The organism is Streptomyces sp. NPDC058092, from assembly GCF_042884935.1.
Lineage (GTDB): Bacteria > Actinomycetota > Actinomycetes > Streptomycetales > Streptomycetaceae > Streptomyces.
The window spans coordinates 192,558-218,784 of sequence record NZ_JBHVSY010000012.1 but is presented as its reverse complement, the minus strand read 5'-3'; the positions used below and the strand labels follow the sequence as shown (position 1 = coordinate 218,784).

Here is a 26,227-nt window from a genome sequence, read left to right as displayed (position 1 = left end):
CCTCTGCGGCGCGGTGGCGTCAGAGTGCTTGCGGGAAGGCGAAGAGGCGCCCGGGGTCGTACTGCTTCTTCAGGCGGGTGAGCCGGTCGGCCGCTGGGCCGTAGTAGGCCCGGCGCCAGTCGGTCAGCGTCGGGTCCGTGTAGTTCTGGTACGCCGCTCCGGACGCGTACCGGCGCATCGCCGCATGGGTGACTTTCAGCCAGTCCTGTTGGGCGCTGCCCGCCGTGCCCGGGCGCCAGGAACCGATGTACTGGGCGAGTACGCGTGAGCGGCGGTGGACGAAGGCCGTCGCCTCCGGAGAGACGCGGTTGATCGCCCCGCCGAGTGCGGTGAGCGCGACGGAACCACCACCTCCGCTCCGGGTCACGGGAATCCGGGTGAACGCCTCGGCCCGGTCGAGCAGGGCCTGCACGCCCGCCGGGGACAGGGAGCGGTCGTAGAAGTCGGAAGCGGCGGCGTACGTCTCGCGCTGGAGCGTGCCCTGCGGGGTGCGGCCGGGCGTCGTACCCGGCAGATGGCACTGGGCGTCGGTGATGCCCGAGCAGCCCGCGTACACGAGCATCGACTCCTGGTAGCTGCGGCGGCGCAGCGATACGGAGGAGGCCGAAGCGCCGATCCGGTCGGCGAGGCGGTCGACGGCGTTCTGCAGGTCGCCGTACGTACCGAGGCTGAACGCGGCCACCGAGACGGTCGGGTTGCCGCCGCCCGGGCCCGCGTCGAGATGCGCGGAGGACCAGATCTCGTCGGGCTGGGAAGGTCCCCACTCCTGCCAGGCCGTGACGACGGAGCGGGCGCGCGACCAGGGCCAGGACATGTACGCGGTGACGGTCTGCGGGACCGGGCGGGTACGGAACCTCAGCCCGGTGACCACGCCGAAGTTGCCGTTGCCCGCGCCGCGCAGCGCCCAGAAGAGGTCCGGGTGGTGCTTGGCGTCCACGGTGAGGGTCTTGCCGTCGGCCGTGACGACGGTGGCCGCGGTGAGGCTGTCGCAGGTCAGGCCGTACGCGCGGGACGCGACGCCGTGACCGCCGCCGAGGGTGAGGCCGGAGATGCCGACCGTGGGGCAGGAGCCGCCGGGGATCGTCAGGCCGTGCCGGGCGAGGCCCTGGTAGACGTCGATGAGTTTGGCGCCCGCGCCGATCGTGCCGTTCGCCTCGACGCGGGACAGTGACGAGACGTCGACGACGAGGCGTCCGTCGCCGCTGGACCAGCCCGGGTAGGAATGGCCGCCGCTGCGGATGGACACGGGGGTGGCGGTGCGGCGGGCGAAGGCCAGGCACTCGCGGATGTCCGCCTCGTGCCCGACGTAGGCGACGGCGGCGGGTTTCTGGCTGTCGAAGCGGGTGTTGTAGAGCTGACGGGCGGTCGGATAGGCCGCGTCCTGGGGGCGTACGAGGGCGCCGTCGAGGCTCCTGGCCAGGGCGGACCAGTCCGCAGGACCGGACGGCGCGGGCTTCGACGGGACCGATGACGGGGCCGGTGAGGTGGGAGTGGCCTCCGCGGTGCCCGTGGCGCCCATGGCACCTGAGGCGTTGTTGCCGGAGTCGGAACCCGAGCCGGATGGGCCGCTGCAAGCGGTCGCGGTGGCGCCGGTGAGGGCTGCTGCGGCCCCCGCGAGGAGCAGGGTGCGCCGGTCGGGCAGGGGCAGCGGGTTCATCGGACCTCCGGGTCGGGCGCTCATGGGCCGGTCGATGGGGGGACACCGGGAGAAAGCGGATCAGAGGGGCGGAGGAACGGGGTGCCGGGGAGAGAGGTCAGGGCGCGGCGCGGTGTTCCGCGGCGTCCGTGCGGGCCCGGTCCCGGGACCGGCGGGCCGGCCCGGACCAGCCGCAACTGCAGCGGGCGGTGCAGAACGAGCCGCGTTCCACGGTCGTGGGATCGTGCCCGGCGGACGCGGTGGTGGGGGGAGTCTGCGGGGCCTCTTCGGTGTGTTGGACGTACACCCGTCCACGGTACTGGGCACGGCCACCCGGCGGTGTGGTGTACGGGAGCGGCGTGACGGGGGACACGGGCTGTCGTTATGCGGAACGGATGGGGGGCTCGGGCAAGCGGTACGTCGTTGGGGGTTGGCAGGCGATGGTGGTGCAGCAGCACAGGTCCGGAGGCGGGGCGCGCGCTGTCTGCGCCCTTGCCGTGGTGGGCGTGATGGCGGCGACCGCCGGATGTGCGGGCGGCGGTGGCGGCGGCGACCGTGCCATGGCCGACGAGCGGGGCGGGGCCGACTCCCTCGACGCGGTCCACCGTGCTGCCGCGGTGCTGGCGGGTACGGCGACGGTGACCGGTACCGGAACGGCGACGGTGGCCGGGTCCACCCTCGGTGCCGGGGCCGGGGCCGGGGCCGGTGCCGGAGACCGGATCGTCGCCGGAAGCGCCGAGGTGCGTACGTCGATGGAGACCGCGGCGGGCGGGACGCGGGTGACGATCCGGGGCCGGGGGACGTACGACTTCCGGCACCGGACGGGCCGGCTCACGGTCGTGCTGCCCAAGGACGCCGCAGGTGAGGACGAGCACCGCCCCATCATCGAGCTGCTGGCCCCCGGCGCGCTCTACATGATGAACCGCGGTGCCGGAGTGCCGGAGGACAAGTGGGTCAGGGTCGACACGACGACCCTGGAGGACGGCAACCTGGTCACCGGCGGTGTGACCGATCCGATGGCCGCCGCCGAACTGCTGCTGGGGGCGCGGCAGGTGACGTATGTGGAGAGGACCGAGCTCGCCGGGGTGACCGTGCGGCACTACCGGGGTGTTTCGGACATCGGGCGGGCGGCGCGCGAGGCCGCGCCGGAATCGCGCGGGGCACTGGCCGCCGCGGCGAAGGGCTTCCGTACGCACAGGGTGCCGTTCGACGCGTATCTCGACGAACAGGGGCGGCTGCGCAAGGTGCGCCACCGCTTCAGCTTCGCCAACGAGGGGCCGGCGGTGGAGGTGGTGTCGACGACGCTGCTGTACGGGTTCGGGGTGCCGGTCTCCGTACGGCTGCCGGACGACGGCGACATCTACACCGGGAAGATCCGGCAGAGGTAGCAGGACGGCGGACGGCGGACGGCCGGGATGCCAGGACCGGGTGCGGGCACGGGCGGAGCGGCGTAGGCAGGACGGCGGGCGCGAAATGGTCCGTCCGTGCCATGCGCGGCGTGTGGTCCGCTCCCTACGCTAGGAAGCCGGTGACGGCAGTGAGAGGTGAGTGACGCGGTGATGCTCGGCACGCGGACCGTATCCGACCATGTGGCCCTCGCCGAGATCGAGCTCTGCGGTGAGCTGATGATCGCCGCTTCGGCCGCGAACGGGGAACGGCTCAGTGCGGACCGTATCGACGAGGTGCTGAACGTCCGGGTGATCGCGGAACGGACCGGCGTCCCCCGGCGGGCCGACCACCGGGGGTGAGGACGGGGTGGGCGCGGGGCCCCGCATCAGGTGCGGAGCAGGCGCGCGATGGCCTTCGTGGCTTCCTCGACCTTCGCGTCGATCTCCTCGCCGCCCTTGACCGCCGCGTCGGCGACGCAGTGCCGCAGGTGCTCTTCCAGCAGCTGGAGGGCGAAGGACTGGAGCGCCTTCGTGGACGCCGAGACCTGCGTGAGTATGTCGATGCAGTAGACGTCCTCGTCGACCATGCGCTGCAGGCCGCGGATCTGGCCCTCGATCCGGCGCAGCCGCTTGAGGTGCTCGGCCTTCTGGTGGTGATAGCCGTGTATACCCCGGTCGTGGTCGGTGACGACCGGTTCCGCGGCCGATTCCGTCGCCGCGGTGGCGGCGGTGGTCCCGGCGGCCTCGGTGGTGGTCATTTGTGCCTCCTGTTTTCCCTTTACCCTGCCGTTTACATACCCCTGGTGGGTATATCCTAACTAATTCTGCCGAAACGTGACCGGGGGCCCGTGCTGATCACCGTGCCCGATGCGCGACACTGAAGAACGCCGGTTAGCCGTGGCCGGATGATGCACCTAGCATCAGCCTGACCGAATCCAAAGCACCCCGAGGACCCCACGTGCGCTTTCGTCTGACCCCCAGGGAGACGAGCTTCTACGACATGTTCTCCGCATCCGCGGACAACATTGTCACGGGCTCGAAACTCCTGATGGAACTGCTCGGGGCGGATTCTGCCTCCCGAGTCGAGATCGCGGAGCGCATGCGGGCAGCGGAGCACGCGGGGGACGATGCCACCCACGCGATCTTCCACCAGCTGAACTCCTCTTTCATTACGCCCTTCGACCGCGAGGACATTTACAACCTCGCTTCTTCGCTCGACGACATCATGGACTTCATGGAGGAGGCCGTCGACCTGGTCGTGCTGTATCAGGTCGAGGAACTCCCCAAGGGCGTCGCGCAGCAGGTCGAGGTGCTGGCCCGGGCGGCCGAGCTGACCGCCGAGGCGATGCCGGGTCTGCGCACGATGGACAACCTCACCGAGTACTGGATCGAGGTCAACCGTCTGGAGAACCAGGCCGACCAGATCCACCGCAAACTGCTCGCCCACCTCTTCAACGGCAAGTACGACGCCATAGAGGTGCTGAAACTCAAGCAGATCGTGGACGTACTGGAAGAGGCGGCCGACGCTTTCGAGCACGTCGCCAACACGGTGGAGACCATCGCGGTCAAGGAGTCCTGAACCACGTGGACACCTTTGCGCTGATCGTGACCATCGGTGTCGCGCTCGGCTTCACCTATACGAACGGCTTCCACGACTCGGCGAATGCCATCGCCACGTCCGTCTCCACCCGTGCGCTCACACCGCGTGCGGCGCTGGCGATGGCCGCGGTGATGAACCTGGCCGGTGCGTTCCTCGGCAGCGGTGTCGCCAAGACCGTGAGCGAGGGTCTGATCGCGACCCCCGAGGGCCACAAGGGGATGGGAATCCTCTTCGCCGCGCTCGTCGGCGCGATCATCTGGAACCTTGTCACCTGGTATTTCGGGCTGCCCTCCTCGTCCTCGCACGCGCTGTTCGGCGGCATGGTCGGTGCGGCGCTCGCCGGCGGGACGATGGTGCACTGGGACGGGGTGCTCGACAAGGTCGTCATCCCGATGTTCATCTCGCCGGTCGTCGGCCTGATCGTCGGCTATCTCGTGATGGTCGTGATCATGTGGATGTTCCGGAAGGCCAATCCGCACAAGGCCAAGCGCGGCTTCCGGATCGCCCAGACGGTCTCGGCCGCGGGCATGGCGCTCGGCCATGGTCTGCAGGACGCGCAGAAGACGATGGGTGTCGTCGTGATGGCCCTGGTCATCGCCGATGTCGAGAGCCCGAGCGACCCGATTCCGGTCTGGGTGAAGCTCGTCTGCGCGCTGATGCTCTCGCTGGGTACGTACGCGGGCGGCTGGCGCATCATGCGGACGCTCGGCCGGAAGATCATCGAGCTGGACCCGCCGCAGGGGTTCGCCGCGGAGACGACGGGTGCGTCGATCATGTTCGGCTCGGCGTTCATGTTCCACGCGCCGATCTCCACGACGCATGTGATCACCTCGGCGATCATGGGCGTGGGTGCCACGAAGCGGGTGAACGCGGTGCGCTGGGGAGTTGCCAAGAACATCATCCTGGGGTGGTTCATCACGATGCCGGCCGCGGCGCTGGTCGCTGCCGCGAGTTACGGGGTCGTGGTGCTGCTCTTCGGGTGACGGGGCGGGGTCACCGGGGGCGTCCGGTGGCCGCTTCGTCCTTTGCCCGGCGCGATCGTGGTGGTACGGAAAAATGGGGCCGCCCCCACTCCCTCTGCGGGAGCGGGGGCGGCCCCTTCGCCTTGTGGTGGCACCGCCATGCAGCACCTCAAGGCCATCCATGGGGTTATCCGAAGCGGCCCGAGATGTAGTCCTCGGTTGCCTGGACGGACGGGTTGGAGAAGATGCGTTCCGTCTCGTCGATCTCCACGAGCTTGCCGGGCTTGCCGACCGCCGCGAGGTTGAAGAACGCCGTGCGGTCCGAGACGCGGGCCGCCTGCTGCATGTTGTGCGTCACGATGACGATCGTGAAGCGCTCCTTCAGCTCGCCGATCAGGTCCTCGATGGCGAGGGTGGAGATCGGGTCCAGGGCGGAGCACGGCTCGTCCATCAGCAGCACGTCGGGCTCGACGGCGATCGCGCGGGCGATGCACAGGCGCTGCTGCTGGCCGCCGGAGAGTCCGGAGCCCGGCTTGTTCAGCCGGTCCTTGACCTCGTTCCAGAGGTTGGCGCCGCGCAGGGACTTCTCGACGATGTCCGACAGCTGGTTCTTCTTGTACGAGCCGTTCAGCTTGAGGCCCGCCGCGACGTTGTCGAAGATCGACATGGTCGGGAACGGGTTCGGGCGCTGGAAGACCATGCCGACCGTGCGGCGCACGGTGACCGGGTCGACGTTCGGCCCGTACAGGTTCTCGTCGTCCAGCAGCACCTTGCCCTCGACGCGGCCGCCGGGGGTGACCTCGTGCATGCGGTTCAGGGTGCGCAGGAAGGTGGACTTGCCGCAGCCGGACGGGCCGATGAAGGCGGTCACGGAGCGGGGCTCCACGGTCATCGAGATGTCCTCGATGGCGAGGTGGGAGCCGTAGTAGGCGGACAGGCCGCTGACGTCGATGCGCTTGGCCATCTGAATCACTGCTTCTTTCGTGCCGCGGTCAGCGGCCGGTCTTCGGGGCCTTCCAGCGGGCGATGCCGCGGGCCACCAGATTGAGGATCATGACGAAGGCGATCAGGACCAGAGCCGCGGCCCAGGCACGGTCGTACGACTGATCGGTGCCGACCTTGTACTGCTCCCAGATATAGAAGGGGAGCGAGGACTGTGCGCCCTGGAAGGGGTTGGCGTTGATCAACGGATTGCCGAAGACCAGCAGCATGATCGGCGCCGTCTCACCGGCGATGCGGGCGATCGCGAGCATCACACCGGTGGTGATGCCGCCGATCGCGGTCGGGAGGACCACCTTCAGGATGGTGCGCCACTTCGGGATGCCGAGCGCGAGCGATGCCTCGCGGAGCTCGTTCGGGACGAGCTTGAGCATCTCCTCGGTGGAGCGGACCACGACCGGGATCATCAGGATCGTGAGCGCCAGCGCGCCCATCAGACCGGACGGGTCGGTCTTCGTCATCAGCATGATCGAGAGGATGAAGAGACCGGCGACGATGGACGGGATGCCCGTCATGACGTCGACGAAGAAGGTCACGGTCTTCGCCAGGGCACCCTTGCCGTACTCCACCAGGTAGACGGCGGTCAGCATGCCGATGGGGGCGGAGATCAGGGTGGCGATGCCGACCTGCTCCAGCGTGCCGATCAGTGCGTGATAGACACCGCCGGTCGGCTCGGAGCCGAGCACGCCGGCCATCGAGTGGGTCAGGAAGTACCCGTCCAGGCGCGCCGCGCCCCGGCTGATCGCCGTCCACAGGAGCGAAGCGAGCGGCACGACGGCCAGCAGGAAGCACACCCAGACGATGCTGGTGGCGAGCCGGTCCTTGGCCTGGCGCTGGTTCTCGACGACCGTCGTCGTGACGTACGAGATGACGACGAAGAGCAGGGCGGAGAACAGCCCCCACTGGGTGTGGCTGCGCCAGCCCGCCGCCGCGCCGATGCCCACGCCCAGCGCGAGCGCGACGGCCGCGAAGCCGAACGGGGCCCAGCGGGGAAGGGCGCGGCTGCTGAGGCTCGTCCCGCGTGCGGGCGCCGCCCGGGTGGGGCGTTCCTGGGTGCCGGTGTTGGCTGCGTGGCTCATGCGTTGGCCCCCGAGTACTCCTTGCGGCGGGCGATGATGAGCCGGGCCGCGCCGTTGACCAGCAGGGTGAGGACGAAGAGGACGAGGCCGGAGGCGATCAGGGCGTCCCGCCCGAGGGGGTTGGCCTCGTCGAACTTCGCGGCGATGTTCTGGGCGAACGTTCCGCCGCCGGGATTGAGCAGATGCCCGGAGATGATGAAGCTCGGCGACAGGACCGTGGCGACGGCCATCGTCTCGCCGAGCGCCCGGCCCAGGCCCAGCATCGACGCGGAGATCACGCCGGAGCGGCCGAAGGGGAGCACCGAGAGGCGGATGACCTCCCAGCGGGTGGCGCCGAGCGCGAGGGCGGCCTCCTCGTTCGTCTTCGGGACCTGGAGGAAGACTTCGCGGCTGACACTGGTCACGATCGGCAGGATCATGATCGCGAGCAGGATGCCGACGGTGAAGAGCGAGCGGGCGACGCCGACCTCGGTCTTCTCGAAGAGGTACGTCCAGCCGAAGAACTGGTCGAGCCAGAGGTTCAGGCCCTCCAGGTACGGGACGAGGAAGAGGGCGCCCCAGATGCCGTACACGATGCTCGGCACTGCGGCGAGCAGATCGACGACGTATGCGAGGGGCGCGGCCAGCTTGCGCGGCGCGTAGTGCGAGATGAACAGCGCGATGCCGACAGCGACCGGGACGGCGATGGCCATCGCGATGATCGAGCTGACGACCGTGCCGAAGAGGAGGACCGCGATGCCGAAGACCGGCGGATCACCGGCCGGGTTCCAGTCGAAGGTGGTGAAGAAGTTGCCCTGGTCCTTGGAGACGGCGAGCGCGGCGCGGTAGGTGAGGAACGCGGCGACGGACGCCATGATCGCGAGCAGCAGAATGCCCGAGCCCTTGGAGAGGCCCAGGAAGACCTTGTCGCCCGCGCGCCCGGTCCCGGGCCTGGCACGTTTGTGCACCGCCGGTGGCGGCGGTGGCGTGTCTATCGGTGTGGTGGAAGCCATGGTCTTTCCGGTCTGTGTGGGGGAGCGGCGTGGCTCCCCTGGCGGCGGTGCACCGGATGGGTGGTCGCGGGCCGGCCCGGAGGGGTGCGCCGGACCGGCCTGCTGGGTGACGCGGATGTTGCTGGTGTTACTGGTGTTGCGTGCGTGCCTCGGCCGCGTGCTTTCGGGTGCGTACCTCGGCTTGCGTGCCTCGGTTACGAGAGGGAGGCGATGGTCTCGCGGACCTTGGCGTTGATCTCGGTCGGGATCGGCGCGTAACCGGCCTCGGTGAGGAGCTTCTGGCCCTCGTCACTGGCGGTGTAGTTCAGGAAGGACTTGACCGTGGGCAGGGTCTCGGCCTTGTTGCCCGTGTCGCAGACGACCTCGTACGTCACCAGGACGATCGGGTAGGCGCCCTCGGCCTTGGTGGTGTAGTCGAGGTCGAGCGCCAGGTCCTTGCCGGTGCCCTTGATCTTGGCGGCGGCGATGGCCTTGGAGGCGTTCTCCGGGGTGGCCTTGACCGGGGTGGAGCCACCGGTGTTGATGTCGACGGTGGAGATCGACTGCGAGGTGGCGTAGCTGAGCTCGAAGTAGCCGATCGCGCCGTCGACCTGCTTCACCTGGGCGGCGACACCGGAGGAGTTGGACGCGGCCTGGCCACCGGGGGCCGGCCACTTCTTCTCGGCCTCGTACTTCCAGTCCTTCGGGGCGGCGGCGCCCAGGTACTTGCCGAGGTTCTGGGTGGTGCCGGAGTCCTCGGAGCGGTGGAAGGGCTGGATGGCCTTGTCCGGAAGCTTGACCCCGCTGTTGAGCTTGGCGATCGCCGGGTCGTTCCACTTCTTGATCTTCGTGTCGAAGATCTTGGCGAGGGTGGGGGCGTCCAGCGTGAGGCTGTCGACGCCTTCCAGGTGGTAGCCGATGGCGATCGGGCCGCCGACCATCGGGAGGTCGATGCCCTGGCCGCCCTTGCAGATCTTCTTCGATTCGGCGACCTCTTCGGGCTTCAGCGCCGAGTCGGAACCGGCGAAGCCGACCGTGCCCTGGTTGAAGGCGATGATGCCCTCACCGGAGGAGGACGACTTGTAGTTGATCTCGACGCCCGAGCAGCCGGCCATGTAGTTCTTGGCCCAGAGGTCCATGGCGTTCTTCTGCGCGCTGGAGCCGGAGGCGCGCAGCTGGCCCTTGGCGTCGTCGCACTTGATGTTCGATGCGGCGCTCGTCTTGCCGCCGTCGCCACCAGTGGTCCCGCCGCCACTGTTGTTGTCCGAACCGCACGCCGTGAGGACCAGGGCGCCGGAGACGGCGAGGGCACCGAGCGCGGTGGCACGAAGCCGGTTCTTGCGCTGAAGCTTCACTTTCGGGTGTTCCTTCCAGGAGCCGCCGAGGTGTCTTCGTTCTACGACGGCGTGCGTTGTGGTGGGTGCTCCGGCATTGGCGCCGTGCACCGTGCACCGCCGAAGTTACGCAGAACAGGTGAAGCGGTTTACGGGGGCGGGTGAACGGAAGGTGAACCGTGCTGGGCGGCGCGGTTCTGCTGCGCAGGTTCGGGGTGCAGGTTCGGGGTGCGGGTTCGGGGCGCGGGTCCTTGTCCTCGATCGCCGGACGGGCTCGCATTCGTCGGCCCGGTCCGGGGCGAGGGTTCCGTCCTCAGTCGCCGGACGGGCTCGATGGTGCGCCCGGCAGGCGGGCGAGCAGGGCGTCCAGCACGTCCCGGTCGTGGGGCCGGGTGAGGAGGGTCCGGGCCGCCGCCGGGGAGAGCCAGGTCACCCGGTCGACCTCCGCGTTCGGTACGAAGGCGCCGTCGGTCGCCTCGGCCGCCCAGTAGGCGACCTCCTTGGGGCGCCCGTTCACGACGTACCGGACCGTCGGGAGCGCGGCGCCCGGCGCGCAGTGGTGGCCGGTCTCCTCCAGCACCTCACGCCGGGCGCAGTCCAGCGCGGACTCGCCGCGCTTCAGCTTGCCCTTCGGATGCGACCAGTCGTCGTAACGAGGCCTGTGGACCAGGCAGACCTCCAGCTCGCCGGAGTGCGCGGCCCGGCGCCACAGCACACACCCCGCGGCGAGCACGGGACCCGGGGCGGGTTCGTTGCTCACGGCGTGATCACCGCCCGGTCCGCGTACGGCCCCGTTCACGGCGCGACCACCGCCGCGGTCGCGTACGGCCAGCTCTCCCGGAACCCGCTGCGCGCCGCCTCCACCGCGTGCCGCTGATCGGCGTGGAGCACCCCCAGGGCGTACGCGGTCGCGGGCGCGATCCGGGGCGTGCGGGCCGCCGATGCCGCCGCCGCGGCCGCCTCCGACGCGTCCCGGTGCAGATCGAGGGCGTGCCCCGGCGCGGCCAGGACCGGATCGGGGGCGCCCCGTACCACCTCGTGGGCGTACCGGTGCAGGCGCAGCAGCAGCCGGGTCCGGTGCCAGGGCGCGTCCTGCGCCTCGTTGTACGGCTCGACCGCCGTGTCCGGGGGGAGCGCGGCCACCGAGCCGAGCAGCTGTTGTTCGGCCCGGTCGGCGGGGCCGTGCAGCATCTCCTCGGCCGGGGCCGTGGCCGCCGCGGCGAGCGGGACCTCGGAGGCGAGCAGCGCGACCGCGTCGGCCACCGCGTGGAAGCGGGAGGAGCCGAGCGCCTGGAGCGCCGCCGAGTGGGCGCGGGTCCGGGCGAGGGTCAGCTGCCGCTCCAGCAGCGCGCCGGCCCGGGCCGCGCCGACGCCGAGGGCGGCGCGCTCCTTGTCACCGGCGGAGCCGGCACCGGACCCCGATGCCGTGCGGGCGGCGGGCAGCGAGGTGCCGGACAGGCTGTGCAGCGCTTCGAGGAGCCGGTTCAGCCGGGTCGCGTAGGCGTGCTCCCGGGCCAGGGTGCCCGAGAGCCAGGCCAGTTCGGCGCGGAGCTGCTCGGCCCAGGCCGTGTCCAGGGCCGCCCGGAAGGTGTGCAGCGTGCCGCCGATCCGGCGGGACGAGCGGCGCAGCGCACCGGCGGCCTCCTCGGCGGCGTGGCTCCCGGCGTCCGTGGGGGCGCTGTTCTCGCGGTGCAGGCGCAGGCTGCGCAGGAATTCGGCGGCCTGTTCCTGAAGGTAGGGCGCGAGCACCGCCCCTGCCGTAAGGTCCGCCTGCGTCGTCTGGTGGTCATGGCGTCGCACGCCGGCGCCTCCGGGCGTCAATGAGCATTTCCTGTACGTGCCGCAGCGGTTGGCCGTCCGTGTCCGTGGCGTGCCGGTTCCAGTTCCCGTCGGGACCGAGGTGCCAGGAGGAGGTGGTGTCGGCCATGCCGGTCTCCAGGAGACGGCTGAGCGCGGCGCGATGGGCGGGGTCGGTGACCCGGACCAGTGCTTCGATCCGGCGGTCGAGGTTGCGGTGCATCATGTCGGCGCTGCCGAACCACACTTCGGGTTCGCCGCCGTTGCCGAACGCGAAGATCCGGGAGTGTTCGAGGAAGCGGCCCAGTATCGAGCGGACCCGGACGTTCTCGGAGAGGCCCGCGACGCCGGGGCGGATCGCGCAGATGCCGCGTACCCAGATGTCCACCGGCACGCCCGCCATCGCGGCCCGGTAGCAGGCGTCGATGATCGCCTCGTCGACCATCGAGTTGACCTTGATGCGGACGTAGGCGGCCCGCCCGGCATGCTGGTGCGTGACCTCCTTGTCGATCCGGGCGATCAGCCCGTCGCGCAGGGACTTCGGGGCGACCAGGAGGCGGCGGTAGGTCTCGCGGCGGGAGTAGCCGGAGAGCCGGTTGAAGAGGTCGGAGAGGTCCGCGCCGACCTGCGGGTCGGCGGTCAGCAGGCCGAGGTCCTCGTACAGCCGGGCCGTCTTGGGGTGGTAGTTGCCGGTGCCGACGTGGGAGTAGCGGCGCAGCGTGTCGTTCTCCTGGCGGACGACGAGCGAGAGCTTGCAGTGGGTCTTGAGGCCGACGAGACCGTAGACCACATGGCAGCCGGACTCCTCCAGCTTGCGCGCCCACTTGATGTTGGCCTGTTCGTCGAAGCGGGCCTTGATCTCGACGAGTACGAGGACCTGCTTGCCGGATTCGGCGGCGTCGATCAGGGCTTCCACTATCGGGGATTCGCCCGAGGTCCGGTACAGGGTCTGCTTGATGGCGAGAACGTCGGGGTCGGCGGCGGCCTGTTCCAGGAACGCCTGCACGGAGGTGGAGAACGAGTCGTACGGGTGGTGCAGGAGTACGTCGCGTTCGCGCAGGGCGGCGAAGATGTCGGGCGCGGCGGCGGATTCGACCTCGGCGAGATCGCGGTGGGTGCCCGCGATGAACTTGGGGTACTTCAGCTCGGGCCGGTCCAGGGACGCTATGCCGAAGAGCCCGGTGAGGTCGAGGGGTCCGGGCAGCGGGTAGACCTCGGCGTCGGACACCTTGAGTTCGCGTACCAGCAGGTCCAGCACGTACGGGTCGATGGACTCCTCGACCTCCAGGCGGACCGGCGGGCCGAAGCGGCGCCGCATGAGTTCCTTCTCCAGGGCCTGGAGAAGGTTCTCGGCGTCGTCCTCCTCGACCTCCAGGTCCTCGTTCCTCGTGACCCGGAACGTGTGGTGGGCGAGGACCTCCATGCCCGGGAAGAGCTCTTCGAGGTGGGCGGCGATGACGTCCTCTATGGGCACGTACCGCTGCGGCGACGCCTCCAGGAAGCGGGTCAGCAGCGGCGGCACCTTGACCCGGGCGAAGTGGCGGTGGCCGCTGACCGGGTTGCGTACGACGACGGCGAGGTTGAGCGAGAGGCCCGAGATGTACGGGAAGGGGTGCGCCGGGTCGACGGCGAGGGGGGTCAGCACGGGGAAGACGCGCTGCCGGAAGAAGGTGAACAGGCGGGCCTGCTCCTTCTCGGTCAGTTCGGGCCAGCGGATCAGCTGGATGCCCTCGTCGGACAGGGCGGGGGCGATGTCCTGCTGGTAGCAGGCGGCGTGCCGGGCCATGAGCTCGCGCGAGCGGGTCCAGATCAGCTCGAGGACTTCGCGGGGCTGGAGTCCGGAGGCGGAGCGGGTGGCGACCCCGGTGGCGATACGGCGCTTCAGCCCGGCCACCCGGACCATGAAGAACTCGTCCAGGTTGGAGGCGAAGATGGCGAGGAAATTAGCCCGTTCGAGGAGGGGGGTCGCCGGGTCCTCGGCCAGTTCGAGCACTCGTTCGTTGAATGCGAGCCAACTGCGTTCCCGGTCCAGGAAGCGGTCGTGCGGCAGTTCGTCGCCGTCGATGTCGGGTTCGTACGCGTCGACGTCGGCGTCGATGTCGGGATCGAGGTCGGCCCGGGTCGACAGCGCGGCGCCGTTGGACGACGCGGCGGCGACGGCGTGCGGCCGGTGCGCGGCGAGCGCGCCGACGGACGGCTGTACGGGTGACTGGGCCGGGACCTCGGAGCTGGGCTGCTGGCTCATGGCCCCATTCTTCCGCGTCAGGGGCTCCGAGGGCGCGCCGGAGGGTACGGAGATCGCGGGGAACGCGCGGTCCGTGGGGTCGGCACGGTTGCCACGGTCTCCACCGGGATCTCTCCCATTGCGGGGGGTCGGCACGGCTGGCTGCATCCTGAGAGGGTCGCAAGCCCTTCTGAATGGCCGGTAACGGCGACATGACGTGCAGGAAGCGGTGTGCGGGTGCGCGGACCGGTCGTACGGGCCGTGTCCGGGCCCCCGGCAGGGGTCCGGACACGGCCGGCGGGTTCAGCCGTGCCGACGGCCCAGCACCCGGAAGGCGAGGGCGACGGCGAACGCGGCGAGGACGAGCAGGATGCCGGTCTCGACGAGCTGGAGCGGCCAGAAGTGCGAGACGGGGTGGTAGTCGAGGTAGCGGAGGGTGATGTCCTTGTCGGCCAGGCACTGTTCGAGGTCGTCGGCCCAGTCCAGGCACGCGTTGGCGGGCAGCCGCCTGCCGCTGCTGGTCAGCCAGCCCTGTCCGGTGTCGACGGCCCCGGCGGGGAACCGGTAGCCGTTGCTGTTCTTGAACGTGTCCGTCAGGGAGGGCCACAGACCGTTGCGCACGGTGTTCAGTGCCATCACCAGCGCGCCGTATCCGATCACCGTCACGACCATCGCGGCGACGGTGCGCCGCAGCACCAGCCCCGCGAGCGCGCCGAGAGCCAGCATGCACAGGGCGTAGCCGACGGGGACGGTGCCCATCGAGCCGTACACCTCGCGGGAGTACAGGTCCGACTCCTGGTCTACGGAGTCCGCCCGCGCCCGGGCCCAGGCGCAGGCGGCCGACAGCACGGACACGGAGGCCAGGGTCACGACGGCGGGGACGGCGAGTTTGGCGGCGAGCCAGCGGGTGGGTGTCACGGACTGGGACCACGCCAGCCGGTACGTGCCGCTCTCCATCTCCTGGGCGATCACCGGGCCCGCCACGAAGATCCCGACGAACGCGGGCAGGACCATCATCAGCAGGCCGGACCAGCCGAGGACCTCCTGCATCCACAGCCGGCGGTCGAGGAAGTCGTTCACCGTGTCGCCGCAGCCGGGCGTGGTGTGTACGACCGAGCAGCCCGTCGCGGCGAAGGCGTCCGCGACATGGTCGGTCCACAGCCAGGCGCCGGCCAGCACGGCGACGACCAGGACGGGGAGTGCGCCCAGGAGCTGAAGGGCCCGCCGGTGCTGGGCCAGGACGACGCGGTCCGGGCCGCGCAGTGCGATCGTGCTCATACGGCCGCGCAGTGCGATCGTGCTCATACGGCTGCCACCTCCAGGTCGGCCCCGGCGCTCGGCGTGAGCAGGGCGGGCGCCTGCGGCGAGCGCAGATGCGCCAGCAGCAGCTCCTCCAGCGAAGGCTCCGCGGCCTCCCAGACGGCGGTGTCCACCGGGCCCTCCCGCCGTACCAGCGCGGTCTGCAGACGCCCCGCCGTGCGGGACTCGACGACGGTGTGCGGCGCGGTGTCCCGTACGGGACCGGTGAGCAGGGCGTGCGCGGCGAGCAGGTCGTCCGTCTCGCCGCCCAGGCGGACCCGGCCGCCGTCGACGAGCAGGAGGTAGTCGCAGGCGCCCTCCAGCTCGGTGAGGATGTGCGAGGACATCACGATGGTCGTGGAGTACTCGGCGGCCTCGGCCATCAGCGCGCCCATCAGCTGGTGGCGGGCGAGGGGGTCGAGATCGGCCATCGGCTCGTCCAGCAGGAGCAGTTCGGGCCGCTTGCCGAGGGCGAGGGCCAGCGCGAGCCGGGTGCGCTGGCCGCCGGAGAGGGTGCGGACCGCGGCGTCGCGCGGGAGCTCCCCGGCGATGCGTTCGGCGGTGTCCTGGTCCCAGGTGCCGGGGTTCAGCTCGGCGCCCGCCCAGAGGGTTCCGGCGACCGTCAACTGCGGGTACAGCGGCTTGTCCTGGGCCACGAAGGCCATCCGGGCCCGCGCCCCGCCGGGCGCCGCGCCCAGCACCCGTACCGTCCCCTCCGTCGGCCGCAGGAAGCCCGCCGCAAGGGCGAGCAGGGTGGACTTGCCGGCACCGTTGGGGCCGACGAGAGCGCACACGCGCCCGGCGGGCAGCCGGAACGAACAGTCGCGCAGCGCCCAGCCCCCGCCCCTGCCCCGGTACTTCGTGCCGAGGCCGACGGCCTCGATCGCAGCGCCTGTCATCCGGCGTGATCCCCCTCGAAGGTCTTGTCCAGTACGGCGGTGAAGAGCGCGCTCACATCGTCCTTCTCCAGCCCGGCCGCGCGGGCCCGGCGGGCCCAGTCGGCGAGCTCGGCGCGCAGCGGCGCGTCGTCGACGGCCGCCGCGCCGCCGAGGGTCCGCGTGACGAAGGTGCCGAGCCCGCGCCGGGCCTCGACGAGGCCCTCGCGCTCCAGCTCGCGGTAGGCCTTGAGCACGGTGTTCGGGTTGATGGCGGTGGCCTCGACGACCTCGCGTGCGGTGGGCAGCCGGTCGCCGGGCTCCAGCAGGCCGAGACGGAGGGCCTGTTTGGTCTGCTGGACGATCTGGAGGTACGTGGCGACGCCGCTGCGCCGGTCGATGCGGTACTCGACCGCTGCGGACTCTGCCATGCTCACCCCCCTTTCACTAATTAAGTAGTGAAAGCATGGCGCAAGGCAGGGGCGGCGTCAAGAGACACCGCCCCTGGTGCGAGCCGTGGCTGCTCAGGACTCCGTGCGATACATCAGGTCCACCTCGTGCGTCGCGAAGCCCATCCGCTCGTAGACGGCCAGCGCGGCCTTGTTGTCCGCGTCGACGTAGAGCATCGCGGTCGGCAGCCCCTCGGCGGCCAGGTGGCGCAGCCCGATCGCGGTGAGCGCCTTGCCGAGGCCGCCGCCCTGCGCGTCGGGCCGGATGCCGACGACGTACACCTCGCCGAGCTGTTCCTCGGCGTGCACCTTCGTCCAGTGGAAGCCGATCAGCTCGCCGTCGCGTTCGGCCAGGAAGAACCCCTTCGGGTCGAACCACGGCTCCGCCTTGCGGTCGTCCAGGTCGCGCTGGGTCAGCGAGCCCTGCTCGGGGTGGTGGGCGAAGGCGGCCCGGTTCACGGCGAGCCAGGCGGCGTCGTCCTCACCGGGCACGAAGGTGCGGACGGTGACGCCGGGCGGCAGGACCGGCTCCGCGATGTCCGCCGCGCCCAACGGGCGGCGCAGCTGGCGCAGTTCGCGGAAGAGGGAGAGGCCGAGGACCTGCGAGAGATGCCGGGCCGCGGACTTCCCGCCGTGCGCCCACACCCGCAGCCGCTTCCCGGTCAGGGCGAGCAGCGCCGCCCCCAGCGCCCGCCCGTGCCCCTGCCCGCGGTACGCCGGATGCACGACCAGCTCGGTGGCCGGCGCCTCGACGGGGTCGGTGTCCTCCAACTGCGCGTATCCCACCAGGGTGCCCCCACTGGTGAGCAGCAGATGCCGCACCCCCTCACGCCGCCCGCCCCGCAACTGCAACCGCCCCTGCTCGGACACGGCCTGCCTGCCATCGGACCGGGCCGCCTCGGCGAGCAGTCCGGACACGGCCTCGGCCTGCTCGGGGGAGAGCACGTCGAGCGTCTGGAGCTCACGTCCGGGGGCGGGAAGAGGTACGTCAGTCGTCATGTGTACGAGCGTACGGCGGAAAGGGCCCCGGGATCTGCCGGACCTCGGCGTTCAGGGGCGGCGGGCGACCCAGGTGGTGTGGGCGGCGCGGACGGTGAGGCCCTGCCGCCGCAGCACACTCAGCGGCCCGTCACCGCCGATGACGGTGTCCGGCACGGCCAGGTCCTCGGCGGACAGCGGGCCCTCGGCAGGGGAGCGCAGCCTGCTCGGGCCCACCTGCGCGTACCGCGGCGGCGGCGCAGCCGACGGAAGAGGAGCCGCCAGGTTGCGCACACGCTTCCGGGCAGCCGTGCGTGCCATGACATTTCTGCCTGCATAAGTACGCACTACGGGTGAGGTGGGTAACTTCGCCCCGATTCAGACCGCATGGCAACCAGTTCGTAACCCCCGGCACCTGTCGCGCTACGCGCGTTGACTCTAGGCTGCGGCACGAAGTCTCCAGACTCGCCATCACCCTCAAACCTCCCGCTGAACTCACAAGGGGACCGATGTCAGCGACACCGCAGAAGAACCGCGCAACCCGGCGGGTGCTCGCCGCCGCGGCCGGGCTCGCCACCGTCGGCGCGCTCGTCGCCGCGATGCCGGCCGGCGCCCAGGGCAACGCCCAGGGCCACGGGAAGCACCAGCCGGCCGGCACCGTCGACGTGCAGCTGCTGTCCTTCAACGACCTGCACGGGAACCTGGAGCCGCCGGCCGGCTCGGCGGGCACCGTCACCGAGACGCAGGCCGACGGCACGACCAAGGCGATCCCGGCCGGTGGCGTCGAGTACCTCGCGTCCTCGCTGCGCACCGCGCGCAAGGGGCACCCGTACTCGATCACCGCGGCCGGTGGCGACATGGTGGGCGCGAGCCCGCTGCTGTCCGGTCTCTTCCACGACGAGCCGACCATCGAGGCGCTCAATAAGATCGACCTCGATGTGACGACCGTCGGCAACCACGAGTTCGACGAGGGCGCCACCGAGCTGGCCCGCCTCCAGAACGGCGGCTGCCACCCGGTCGAGGGGTGCTACGAGAAGGGCAAGAAGTTCCAGGGCGCCGACTTCCCGTACCTCGCGGCCAATGTGACGGACGAGAAGACCGGCAAGCCGGTCCTCAAGCCGTACACGGTCTGGAAGAAGAACGGCGTCAAGATCGGCTTCATCGGGGTGACCCTGGAGGGCACACCGAACATCGTCACGGCCAACGGCGTCAAGGGCCTGAAGTTCCACGACGAGATCGAGACGGTCAACAAGTACGCCAAGGAACTGGACCAGCAGGGCGTCAAGTCCATCGTCGCGCTGATCCACGAGGGCGGGGCACCGGCCTCCACCTCGTACAACTACGACTGCGACAGCTCCGGCGCCGGTGACGGCATCTCCGGGCCGATCGTCGACATCGCCAAGGGCATCAGCCCGAAGGTCGACGCGCTGGTCACGGGCCACACCCACCAGGCGTACGTCTGCACCGTCCCGGACCCGGCGGGCAACCCGCGCATGGTCACCTCGGCGTCGTCGTTCGGCAAGCTCTACACCGACACGACCCTCACCTACGACCGCCGCACCAAGGACATCGTCCGTACGTCGGTGAAGTCGGCCGGGGCCTCGAACCCGAAGTCGGCGAACCACATCGTCAGCCGGGACCAGCCCAGGGCCACCGACATGACGGACCTGATCGCGCGCTGGAACACCCTCGCGGCGCCCATCGCGAACAAGCCGCAGGGCTACATCACCGCCGACATCGACGGCCGCGGCTCCACGGCCCCCGAGAAGCCGCTCGGCAACCTGATCGCGGATGCCCAGCTGGAGGGCCTGGCCCCGGCGGACAAGGGCGGGGCGGTCGTCGCCTTCATGAACCCGGGCGGCATCCGCGCGGACCTGGTCTACAAGGCGACCGGCAGTGAGGGCGACGGGGTGGTGACGTACGGGGAGTCCTTCACCGTGCAGCCCTTCACCAACATGATGAACGTCGTCGACCTGACCGGCGCCCAGCTGATCACCGCACTGCAGCAGCAGGTCAGCGGCTCCAACGAGGCCGGCCCGAAGATCCTCCAGATCTCCAAGGGCCTCACCTACACCCTCGACATGACGAAGACGGGCGCGGCCCGCGTGGTCACCGACACCATCAAGCTGAACGGTGCGGCGATCGACCCGGCGAAGACCTACCGCGTCGCGATGAACGAGTTCCTGGCAGGCGGCGGCGACGGCTTCGCGGCACTCGGCCAGGGCACCAACAAGCTGGTCGGCCCGTCCGACCTGGACCTCTTCAACACCTACCTGGCGGCCCATTCGACGGCCGCCGCGCCGCTGGCCCCGCCGGCGACGGACCGGATCACGGTCATCCGGTAACTCCAGTAACTCCAGTAGCTACGTAACTCCCGTACGCGGGTGAGTGGGGCGGTGGGCCGGCGGGCCCACCGCCCCACTGCGTTTTCCTTTGCGGGCGATGCGGACGCCGACGCCGGGGACGTGCCTCGCGCCCCGCTCCGGTCGTTCCGGGGCGGGGCGCGAGGTGAACGGTCTACGAAACAGGATTCCGCCGGCCTCGCGCTCATCGGGCCGTCGGATTTCCTGCTTGCTGTCAGGCTTGTCCCTGGCCGTTGGATCCTTCCTCGCTGTACGTCCTCTTGTGCACGGGCTTCTTGTGCGACGGCTTGTGGTGCACGGGCTTCTTGTGCACGGGCTTCTTGTGCGGCGGCTTGTGGTGCGGGGGCTTGGGCCGCTTCTTGCTGATCTTGATGGTGACCTCGGCGGGCGTGCTGGCGATCTGGTTCCCTTGCGGGCCGGTGCCTGCCGCCACCGCCACGTTGGTGACAGGGCAGAGCTTGCTGTCGCCGCCCGACTTGGTCTTCTTGCAGGCATTGGCGTCGGCCTGGGTGATCGTGTACGTACCGTGGCAGGGCGTAAAGGCACCCGGCGGCAGCGTGGTCGCGTCGCAGATGACGTTGGTGACGCGGTCGTCGCTGAATGCCCGTATAAATAGCAGTAACTGCATGTATCCCTATTGGTGACAGAAGGTCATGTGCGCCAATGGACGTCGCGATGGACCTCACCTGGCGGTACGTACCTCCGGGACCGGGCTTCCCGTCGTCCGGTGGTGCCCGGTCGCGTTTCCGAGCCGCCGCGACCTTCCGCGAGGTTTGCCCGGTTCGACCTGGCCGAGTCGGCGGACAGGGCTGCTCGGCCCTGATGGAGGGGGTGCTTCGGTGTGGTGGAGGTCGGCGTCCCACAGTGCTGAGTACGCTCGACGGCGCTACGGACATTCCTCGTCGCGGTCCGCCGACGCCCGGCGCGGTATCGGCGCCAGAAGCAGACCTGCGGCGAGTGCGCCGAGAGTGGCGGCGACCAGGACCGCCCCCCACGCGCTCACGGCGTCGAATCCGGCCCGCCGAGGGTGAACCAGACGATCTTGCGATGGGGCGAGAGGCCCCCGAAGACGTTCGCCCCCCAGGCCAGAGCGAGGCTGTCCACCAGAACGAGCCCCCGCCCGTGCTCCCCTTCGGGCGCTGCGGGCAGCACGCCGAGAACGGCCGGTGCGGTGGGGTCGTCGTCCGCGACGGCGACGGTGACGCGTTTCCGGTTGACCGTCACATGGACGCCGATCAGGTGCGTACAGGTGTGCCGGTGCGCGTTGGTGACCACTTCGGTGACGCAGAGCCGTGCGTCGTCGATGAGCCCGATGTGTCTGCTGACGTTCAGCAGTGAGGTGACGAAGTCACGCGCGATCCTGGCGGCGCTCGCGGTGTTCGGCAGCGTCAGCCGGTAGGTCTCGCCGCCGAGTGGGTTCGGTGGCAGGGGAGTTGCGGTGGCGGTGCTCATGTCGTTCTCCCAACGCGGTGCGGTCTGAACGGGTGCGTCGCTCGTTGAACCGTGGCAATGGCCGTACGGCCGCGCGGCTCAACGCACGTTCGTACGGCTGCACTTCGGGCTTAGCGACGTGCGGCGCGGTGTGAGGACGACGATAGCGTTGGCGTATCAAGTGTTGTGGGAAAACCAACAAACATTGCGATAGGTAGACCCCTTCGGGGGATGCGGCCACACTGGGATTCGACAAGAGGAGAGGCTGATGCCACCGAGGAAGCCCCCTACAGCGCGGCAGTGCCGACTGGGCGCGGAACTGCGCAGGATGCGCGAGCACGCCGGCCTGACACCGACCGAGGCTGCAGCGCTGTTGGGCACGGACCGCACCACTATCAGCAACACCGAATCAGGGCGGTTTGGGGTGAGTGGCGCGCGGGTTCGTGCGTGGGCCGGGCACTACGCATGTTCCGACGCGGCCTACGTCGATGCGCTCGCCGAGATGGCCGAGGAGCGGATAAAGGGGTGGTGGGAGGACTATCGCGGTGAGCTCTCCGGAAGTGCGCTCGACCTGGCTGAATTGGAGCACCACGCAGTCGGATTCCGGTCCGTACAGATCATGCATATGCCCGGCTTGCTCCAGACCGAGGACTACGCACGTGCCGTGTACGCGGAAGCGCTGCCTGCACCGACTCCGGCGAGCCTCCGTCGCAGGCTCTCGCATCGGTTGAGGCGTCGGGATGTTCTCGACCGGCCGGACCCGCCCACCTGCACCTTCCTGATTCACGAGGCGGCTCTGCGGATGCAGTACGGAGGGCGCAAGGTCGCAGCCGGGCAGCTCGATCACCTCTTGAAGGAGTCGGAGCGCGACAATGTCACGGTGCGAGTGATCCCCTTCGAGGCAGGCGGTTTTCCGAACGCCGGTAGTTCGACGCACTATGTCTACGGTCCTGTTCCGCAGCTTGACACTGTGCAGACGGACACTCAGACCGGGTCTGGATTCGTGGATGCCGAGGCCCGTCTCCAGGTCTTTCGGGCGGTGCTCGACCGGACGGAAGGGCGGTCGCTCGATCCGCAGAGTTCAAGAGACTTCATCAAGGAAGTCGCAGGGCAAGCATGAAATATGGAGGCGTGAGAACCATGGGCATTCAATGGCGAAAGTCGTCCAAGTCCGCGGACGCCGACGGCGACAACTGCCTGGAACTCGCTGAGAGCGGAGGGGAGATCCTCATGCGAGAGAGCGACAACCCGGACGTGGTCATTCGTACGAGCCGTGCCAAGCTGCGCGCCTTCCTTGGTGGCGCCAAGGAAGGCGAGTTCGACGATCTGGCCTGATTCGTAGTGCTCCGGCATCGGGCGGTTCCCATCGGCGCAGATGGGGGCCGCCCGATGTGCTGACGAAGGCTTGAATCAGCCATTGCGTATCACCTACGGGTAATAAGGGCATCACTCTTTAGATACCCAACACTTGATACGGGCTCCCATCGCGGGCTAGCTTGCCGTGTGTCGCCCGCCGTGGCCCGCTTCCCGAGCGAGTTGTTGCCGGGTGGCACAACTCCCCGTCTCACTGCGCCAGGTGGGGAGCGCGAACAGGCCACCCCTTGCCCACGCTCGTCACGCCGGCGGCGGTCAAGGGGTGGCCCTGGAAACGACAGCGACCCGGCATCCCGACGGACGCAGGGCCACCGCTCGGCACGGGCCGTCTGCAGGCCTCAGTCCTGGTGCCAGACGTCGTCGATGGCTTCTTGGGCGTCCTCGGTGCGGGTGACCTTGAAGACGGACACCGTCAGGTTCTCTTTGCTGTAGATGGAGTGCAGGCCACAGGCGAGGAGGTCGAGGTACTCGACACCGATGAAGGGCTTGTCCTGGTCCGTGTCGAGGCACTCGGCCCCGGGGGCGCCGGGATCGACGCCGACGGCCCGCAGGAGCTGCGCGGGGTTGCCCGTGACGTACTGGTCGTCCCAGCCGTCGGCGGAGAGGCGGGGCTGCCCGGGGACATGGGCGAGGTACTTGCTGTAGGTCTCGGCCGAGTTCATCTCGCAGACGGCGGTGATGCGGGCCTCGGGGTGGGCTTTGACCTGGGCATCGAACGCGGCGTCGAGGTTGGTGGAGAGGATGCCGTCCTCACCGAGGGCCGGGTCGCCGATCTGGACGATGTCGCCCCAGCATCCGACGGCGACGTGGTCGAGGTCGCCGATGTGCCGGGGGTGGCCGATGTCCCGGCGGAGCATGGGGTCGAGTTCTTCGGCGACGGTGGCGACGGTGGAGAGTCCGGCGACGACAGCGCGGGCGCGGACCGGGTCGTGGGCCGGCGCGTGGCGGATGGCGTGCTGGTCGTAGGGGGCGCAGTAGGGCGGGTGGACGCGGATGATTCGGAGGGTGGAGTGCCGCCAGGCGATACGCGGGCTCGGGCTCATGCGGGGAGCCTAGTACTCCAGCTGTAGAGCGTGATCTTCATGTCTGGGATGCGGCTTGTCGTCGGTAATGGCTGGTCCGTGATCGCTCCTGGTGGCGGCGGCGCCAGTCGGACCAGCTGAGCCAGTGGGCCTCATCGTGGAGAGGCTGGACGGCGACCGTGATGAACAGGCGTTGGATCTCGTTGCAGGACAGCGGGATCAGGTCGGCTGGTCCTGGGCGGCGGGCGTGTTCGTTGGCGCGGACCACTGCGAGGAAGGCGTGGGCAAGCATCGCGAGGGTGACCCAGCGGACCCAGGAGGGGGAGCGGCGAACCTGATGCTCGTCGAGCCCCGCCGGCCCCTTCGCTTTGGAAGGTCTCTTCCACCCGCCACCTTGATCCGGCGACCTTCACCAGGGAGGTCAGTGGCACCGGCCGGGTGGAATGACAGCGATAGTAGGCGAGTTCACCGGTGGTGCGGTTGCGGCGGATCAGCAACTGGCGGTGGCTCGGCGTCGGGTCGGCGAGCTCGATGACGGCCCAGTCGTCGTCCGCTCAGGGCCCCGCGGGCCTTTGAGAGCGCTCTGCGTCGTCCCCGCGAATCCCTCCTTCAAGGGGCGCGGAAATCCGTGGACGGACCCGCGGAAGATCACGTACTGTGTGGCTTCACGCCCTGAGATGGACAGAAGGAGGCGAGTGCCGTGCAGTTCACACCTTTCCAGCGCTCCCTCTTCCGCTATCCCGGCGTGGTTTGTCAGTTCTGACCGGGAGCGCTCCAAGCAGCCTGTATCCCGGAGGAATCCATGACCGATCCGGTCATCCGCGCGCTCTCCGCGAGCGATGCTCATCTCTTCGACGCACTCCCCGACCCCCTGGGCGCCCGTGAAGGCCATCGGCGTACCCGGTTCCGCCCCGACTGGAAGCGCGTCGCCCTGCGCGACGGCGAGGTCGTCGCACGCGGCGCGTGGTGGGGCGGCCCCGACGACTCGGAGCCCGTCAACATCAACTGGTTCGACGTGGCCGAGGGCGAGGAGGAGGCCGGGGCCGAACTCCTGCGCTCCGCTCCCTGGCAGGTCGAACTCGAGATCAACCTGCCCGGCGGCTGGCGGGAGAAGACCGACCTGCGCGCCGGCGCCGAGGCGCGCTTCGCCGCCGCACGAGCCGCAGGGTACGAACTCGTGGTGGAACGCTTCCTGTATCGCTGGACCCCGGAGCGAGGTCTGCCCGAGCGGCCCGGACGCCTGCGCTTCAGCGCCGAACCCGACGACACCGTGTTCTTCGACGCGTTGCGCCGCATCCACTCCGTCACCCTGGACGCCCACGCGCTCAGGGCCATCGAGGAGGGCGGCCTCGACCGGGCCGCCCAGGAGGAACTCGACTTCTTCCACTGGTGCCCCTCCCCACGGGAGTGGTGGCAGATCGCGCACACGCCGGAGGGCGACCTGGCCGGCATCCACATCCCGGCCCACAACCCCTCCGGCCCGACCATCGGCTTCATCGGAGTCGTCCCGGAACAGCGCGGTCGCGGCTACGCCTACGACCTCCTCGCGGAGTGCACCCACCTCCTCGTCGAGCAGGGCGCGGAGTTCGTCAGCGGAGCGACGGACCAGGGCAACTTCCCCATGGCCGCGAACTTTGCCAAGGCCGGCTTCCCCGTCATCAGGGAACGCATCAACTTCCACCCGGCAGGCCAAGCGGCCTAGCGAGGAGTAGCACGCGGTGAGTGGTCCGGTCCGAGGGCAGGTCCGGGCCGCTTGCCGGTGCCCGGCGGCATGCCGGCCGACAGTGTGATCGACAGCGGGCGGGGGAGGCGGAGTTGGGGTTCGACGGAGAGGTATGGCACGTTCCGGGCGACGGCGAACCGGTCGGGGAGATCCTGATCGACGACGCCGACTTCCCGTGGCTGTCGGGCCACTTCACACCCGGTCCGGGATACGACGCGGTCCGCGACCTGTTCAGCGCCTGAACTCGCCCTGCTGGGGCGGGACCACGAGGACGTCCGGGAGGAATGGGAGGCGGCCCACGATGAGATCCGAAGGCCCGTAGGCGAGGTTCATAGCGGGCGAACCGGCCTGCGATGCGCCCCATGGCCACCTCAAACGCCTCCCGCTCCAACGTGCGGGATCTACGTTGTGGAGTGGCCGCCGTCTCGTCGTCAGTCCACACACCCACGATGATCAACGGCGGCCGCGCCCGTTCCCGTACAGGCCCCCACCAGCAAGATCACGATCTACAGCTGGAGTACCAGGCGGGGAAGCTGTCAGGCGACGCCTGTGCACAACCGCCGTCACAACTCGGTTCCGGCACACATTCGGTGAGGACGATCACCGGGCCGGCCGAGGCTTCCGGACACCGCCGGCATGAGTTTTGGACACCATGGGGAATCCTGCGAGGAGGGGCCCGGCCGCAGCGATAGAAATGCAGTCCCCGCTCGAGGAGGACCGCCT

General features: G+C 69.8%; 27 protein-coding genes and 1 pseudogene. 9 read left to right on the top strand and 19 right to left on the bottom strand.

Annotated elements, in window-relative coordinates:
• Positions 1-19: 19 nt before the first annotated feature.
• Positions 20-1,657 (bottom strand): FAD-binding oxidoreductase, encoded by a 1,638-nt coding sequence (locus ACFVV1_RS21675; RefSeq protein WP_389991467.1) that lies wholly within the window; start codon positions 1,655-1,657, stop codon positions 20-22.
• A 97-nt stretch (positions 1,658-1,754) separates the two neighbouring features.
• A complete protein-coding gene (locus ACFVV1_RS21670; protein ID WP_389991465.1) occupies positions 1,755-1,943 on the bottom strand; it encodes a hypothetical protein in 189 nt (62 codons plus the stop codon).
• Positions 1,944-2,076: 133 nt separating this feature from the next.
• Between ACFVV1_RS21670 and ACFVV1_RS21665 the strand changes: the two genes are divergently transcribed.
• A complete protein-coding gene (locus ACFVV1_RS21665) occupies positions 2,077-3,024 on the top strand; it encodes a hypothetical protein (RefSeq protein ID WP_389991463.1) in 948 nt (315 codons plus the stop codon).
• Between the two features lie 171 nt (positions 3,025-3,195).
• Positions 3,196-3,384, top strand: coding sequence for a hypothetical protein (locus tag ACFVV1_RS21660; RefSeq protein WP_389991558.1), 189 nt, complete (start codon positions 3,196-3,198; stop codon positions 3,382-3,384).
• A gap of 26 nt (positions 3,385-3,410) precedes the next feature.
• Here ACFVV1_RS21660 and ACFVV1_RS21655 read toward each other — a convergent pair whose 3' ends face one another.
• Complete coding sequence (locus tag ACFVV1_RS21655) at positions 3,411-3,782, bottom strand: metal-sensitive transcriptional regulator (RefSeq protein ID WP_389991460.1); 372 nt, start codon at positions 3,780-3,782, stop codon at positions 3,411-3,413.
• Positions 3,783-3,982: 200 nt separating this feature from the next.
• On the opposite strand from ACFVV1_RS21655, the gene ACFVV1_RS21650 reads away from it, so the two are divergent.
• Positions 3,983-4,603, top strand: a complete 621-nt coding sequence (locus ACFVV1_RS21650; protein ID WP_266416320.1) for a DUF47 domain-containing protein — start codon at positions 3,983-3,985, stop codon at positions 4,601-4,603.
• A gap of 5 nt (positions 4,604-4,608) precedes the next feature.
• The gene (locus ACFVV1_RS21645) at positions 4,609-5,607 is read left to right on the top strand and encodes an anion permease (RefSeq protein ID WP_389991457.1); all 999 of its coding nucleotides are present in this window, start codon (positions 4,609-4,611) and stop codon (positions 5,605-5,607) included.
• A 166-nt stretch (positions 5,608-5,773) separates the two neighbouring features.
• Here ACFVV1_RS21645 and pstB read toward each other — a convergent pair whose 3' ends face one another.
• The 12 genes from pstB to ACFVV1_RS21585 all read right to left on the bottom strand — a co-directional run bounded on the left by pstB (position 5,774) and on the right by ACFVV1_RS21585 (position 17,912).
• Positions 5,774-6,550 (bottom strand): phosphate ABC transporter ATP-binding protein PstB, encoded by a 777-nt coding sequence (gene pstB / locus ACFVV1_RS21640; RefSeq protein WP_266747542.1) that lies wholly within the window; start codon positions 6,548-6,550, stop codon positions 5,774-5,776.
• A 28-nt stretch (positions 6,551-6,578) separates the two neighbouring features.
• A complete protein-coding gene (gene pstA, locus ACFVV1_RS21635) occupies positions 6,579-7,664 on the bottom strand; it encodes a phosphate ABC transporter permease PstA (protein ID WP_389991453.1) in 1,086 nt (361 codons plus the stop codon).
• A complete protein-coding gene (gene pstC / locus ACFVV1_RS21630) occupies positions 7,661-8,656 on the bottom strand; it encodes a phosphate ABC transporter permease subunit PstC (RefSeq protein WP_389991450.1) in 996 nt (331 codons plus the stop codon). The genes pstA and pstC overlap by 4 nt, the downstream gene beginning before the upstream one ends.
• 194 nt (positions 8,657-8,850) lie before the next feature.
• Positions 8,851-9,990, bottom strand: a complete 1,140-nt coding sequence (pstS, locus tag ACFVV1_RS21625; RefSeq protein ID WP_389991447.1) for a phosphate ABC transporter substrate-binding protein PstS — start codon at positions 9,988-9,990, stop codon at positions 8,851-8,853.
• A gap of 292 nt (positions 9,991-10,282) precedes the next feature.
• Positions 10,283-10,729 carry an NUDIX hydrolase gene (locus ACFVV1_RS21620; RefSeq protein WP_389991444.1) on the bottom strand — a complete coding sequence of 149 codons (447 nt, stop codon included), beginning with the start codon at positions 10,727-10,729 and terminating at the stop codon, positions 10,283-10,285.
• Positions 10,730-10,764: 35 nt separating this feature from the next.
• Positions 10,765-11,769, bottom strand: coding sequence for a CHAD domain-containing protein (locus ACFVV1_RS21615; RefSeq protein ID WP_389991441.1), 1,005 nt, complete (start codon positions 11,767-11,769; stop codon positions 10,765-10,767).
• Positions 11,756-14,011, bottom strand: a complete 2,256-nt coding sequence (locus ACFVV1_RS21610; RefSeq protein WP_389991439.1) for an RNA degradosome polyphosphate kinase — start codon at positions 14,009-14,011, stop codon at positions 11,756-11,758. The genes ACFVV1_RS21615 and ACFVV1_RS21610 overlap by 14 nt, the downstream gene beginning before the upstream one ends.
• Before the next feature lie 282 nt (positions 14,012-14,293).
• Positions 14,294-15,295, bottom strand: coding sequence for an ABC transporter permease subunit (locus ACFVV1_RS21605; protein ID WP_389991436.1), 1,002 nt, complete (start codon positions 15,293-15,295; stop codon positions 14,294-14,296).
• The gene (locus ACFVV1_RS21600; RefSeq protein WP_389991434.1) at positions 15,292-16,188 is read right to left on the bottom strand and encodes an ABC transporter ATP-binding protein; all 897 of its coding nucleotides are present in this window, start codon (positions 16,186-16,188) and stop codon (positions 15,292-15,294) included. The genes ACFVV1_RS21605 and ACFVV1_RS21600 overlap by 4 nt, the downstream gene beginning before the upstream one ends.
• Positions 16,185-16,595, bottom strand: a complete 411-nt coding sequence (locus ACFVV1_RS21595) for a GntR family transcriptional regulator (RefSeq protein WP_389991431.1) — start codon at positions 16,593-16,595, stop codon at positions 16,185-16,187. The genes ACFVV1_RS21600 and ACFVV1_RS21595 overlap by 4 nt, the downstream gene beginning before the upstream one ends.
• A 93-nt stretch (positions 16,596-16,688) precedes the next feature.
• The gene (gene mshD, locus ACFVV1_RS21590) at positions 16,689-17,612 is read right to left on the bottom strand and encodes a mycothiol synthase (protein ID WP_389991428.1); all 924 of its coding nucleotides are present in this window, start codon (positions 17,610-17,612) and stop codon (positions 16,689-16,691) included.
• 51 nt (positions 17,613-17,663) lie between these two features.
• Entirely contained in the window at positions 17,664-17,912 is a 249-nt protein-coding gene (locus tag ACFVV1_RS21585; protein WP_389991425.1) for a hypothetical protein, read from the bottom strand.
• A 188-nt stretch (positions 17,913-18,100) separates the two neighbouring features.
• On the opposite strand from ACFVV1_RS21585, the gene ACFVV1_RS21580 reads away from it, so the two are divergent.
• On the top strand, positions 18,101-19,936 hold the full coding sequence (locus ACFVV1_RS21580; protein WP_389991422.1) for a bifunctional metallophosphatase/5'-nucleotidase: 1,836 nt from the start codon (positions 18,101-18,103) through the stop codon (positions 19,934-19,936).
• Positions 19,937-20,168: 232 nt separating this feature from the next.
• Here the strand turns inward: ACFVV1_RS21580 and ACFVV1_RS21575 are convergent, their stop codons facing one another.
• The gene (locus ACFVV1_RS21575; RefSeq protein ID WP_389991419.1) at positions 20,169-20,582 is read right to left on the bottom strand and encodes a hypothetical protein; all 414 of its coding nucleotides are present in this window, start codon (positions 20,580-20,582) and stop codon (positions 20,169-20,171) included.
• Between the two features lie 371 nt (positions 20,583-20,953).
• Positions 20,954-21,406: an ATP-binding protein gene (locus ACFVV1_RS21570; RefSeq protein ID WP_389991416.1), complete on the bottom strand. Its 453-nt coding sequence runs from the start codon at positions 21,404-21,406 to the stop codon at positions 20,954-20,956.
• A 247-nt stretch (positions 21,407-21,653) separates the two neighbouring features.
• On the opposite strand from ACFVV1_RS21570, the gene ACFVV1_RS21565 reads away from it, so the two are divergent.
• Positions 21,654-22,505, top strand: a complete 852-nt coding sequence (locus ACFVV1_RS21565; protein ID WP_389991413.1) for a helix-turn-helix domain-containing protein — start codon at positions 21,654-21,656, stop codon at positions 22,503-22,505.
• 20 nt (positions 22,506-22,525) lie between these two features.
• Positions 22,526-22,720, top strand: coding sequence for a DUF397 domain-containing protein (locus ACFVV1_RS21560; RefSeq protein WP_389991410.1), 195 nt, complete (start codon positions 22,526-22,528; stop codon positions 22,718-22,720).
• 377 nt (positions 22,721-23,097) lie between these two features.
• On the opposite strand, the gene ACFVV1_RS21555 is transcribed toward ACFVV1_RS21560, so the two are convergent.
• Positions 23,098-23,802 carry a DUF6333 family protein gene (locus ACFVV1_RS21555; RefSeq protein WP_389991407.1) on the bottom strand — a complete coding sequence of 235 codons (705 nt, stop codon included), beginning with the start codon at positions 23,800-23,802 and terminating at the stop codon, positions 23,098-23,100.
• 37 nt (positions 23,803-23,839) lie between these two features.
• Positions 23,840-24,326: pseudogene (locus ACFVV1_RS21550) on the bottom strand (IS701 family transposase); the annotation flags it as partial.
• Positions 24,327-24,583: 257 nt separating this feature from the next.
• Here ACFVV1_RS21550 and ACFVV1_RS21545 point away from each other — a divergent pair.
• Together ACFVV1_RS21545 and ACFVV1_RS21540 are read left to right on the top strand one after the other, a co-directional pair.
• Positions 24,584-25,483: a GNAT family N-acetyltransferase gene (locus ACFVV1_RS21545; RefSeq protein ID WP_389991404.1), complete on the top strand. Its 900-nt coding sequence runs from the start codon at positions 24,584-24,586 to the stop codon at positions 25,481-25,483.
• A 113-nt stretch (positions 25,484-25,596) separates the two neighbouring features.
• Complete coding sequence (locus ACFVV1_RS21540; protein ID WP_389991401.1) at positions 25,597-25,746, top strand: hypothetical protein; 150 nt, start codon at positions 25,597-25,599, stop codon at positions 25,744-25,746.
• Positions 25,747-26,227: the final 481 nt, after the last annotated feature.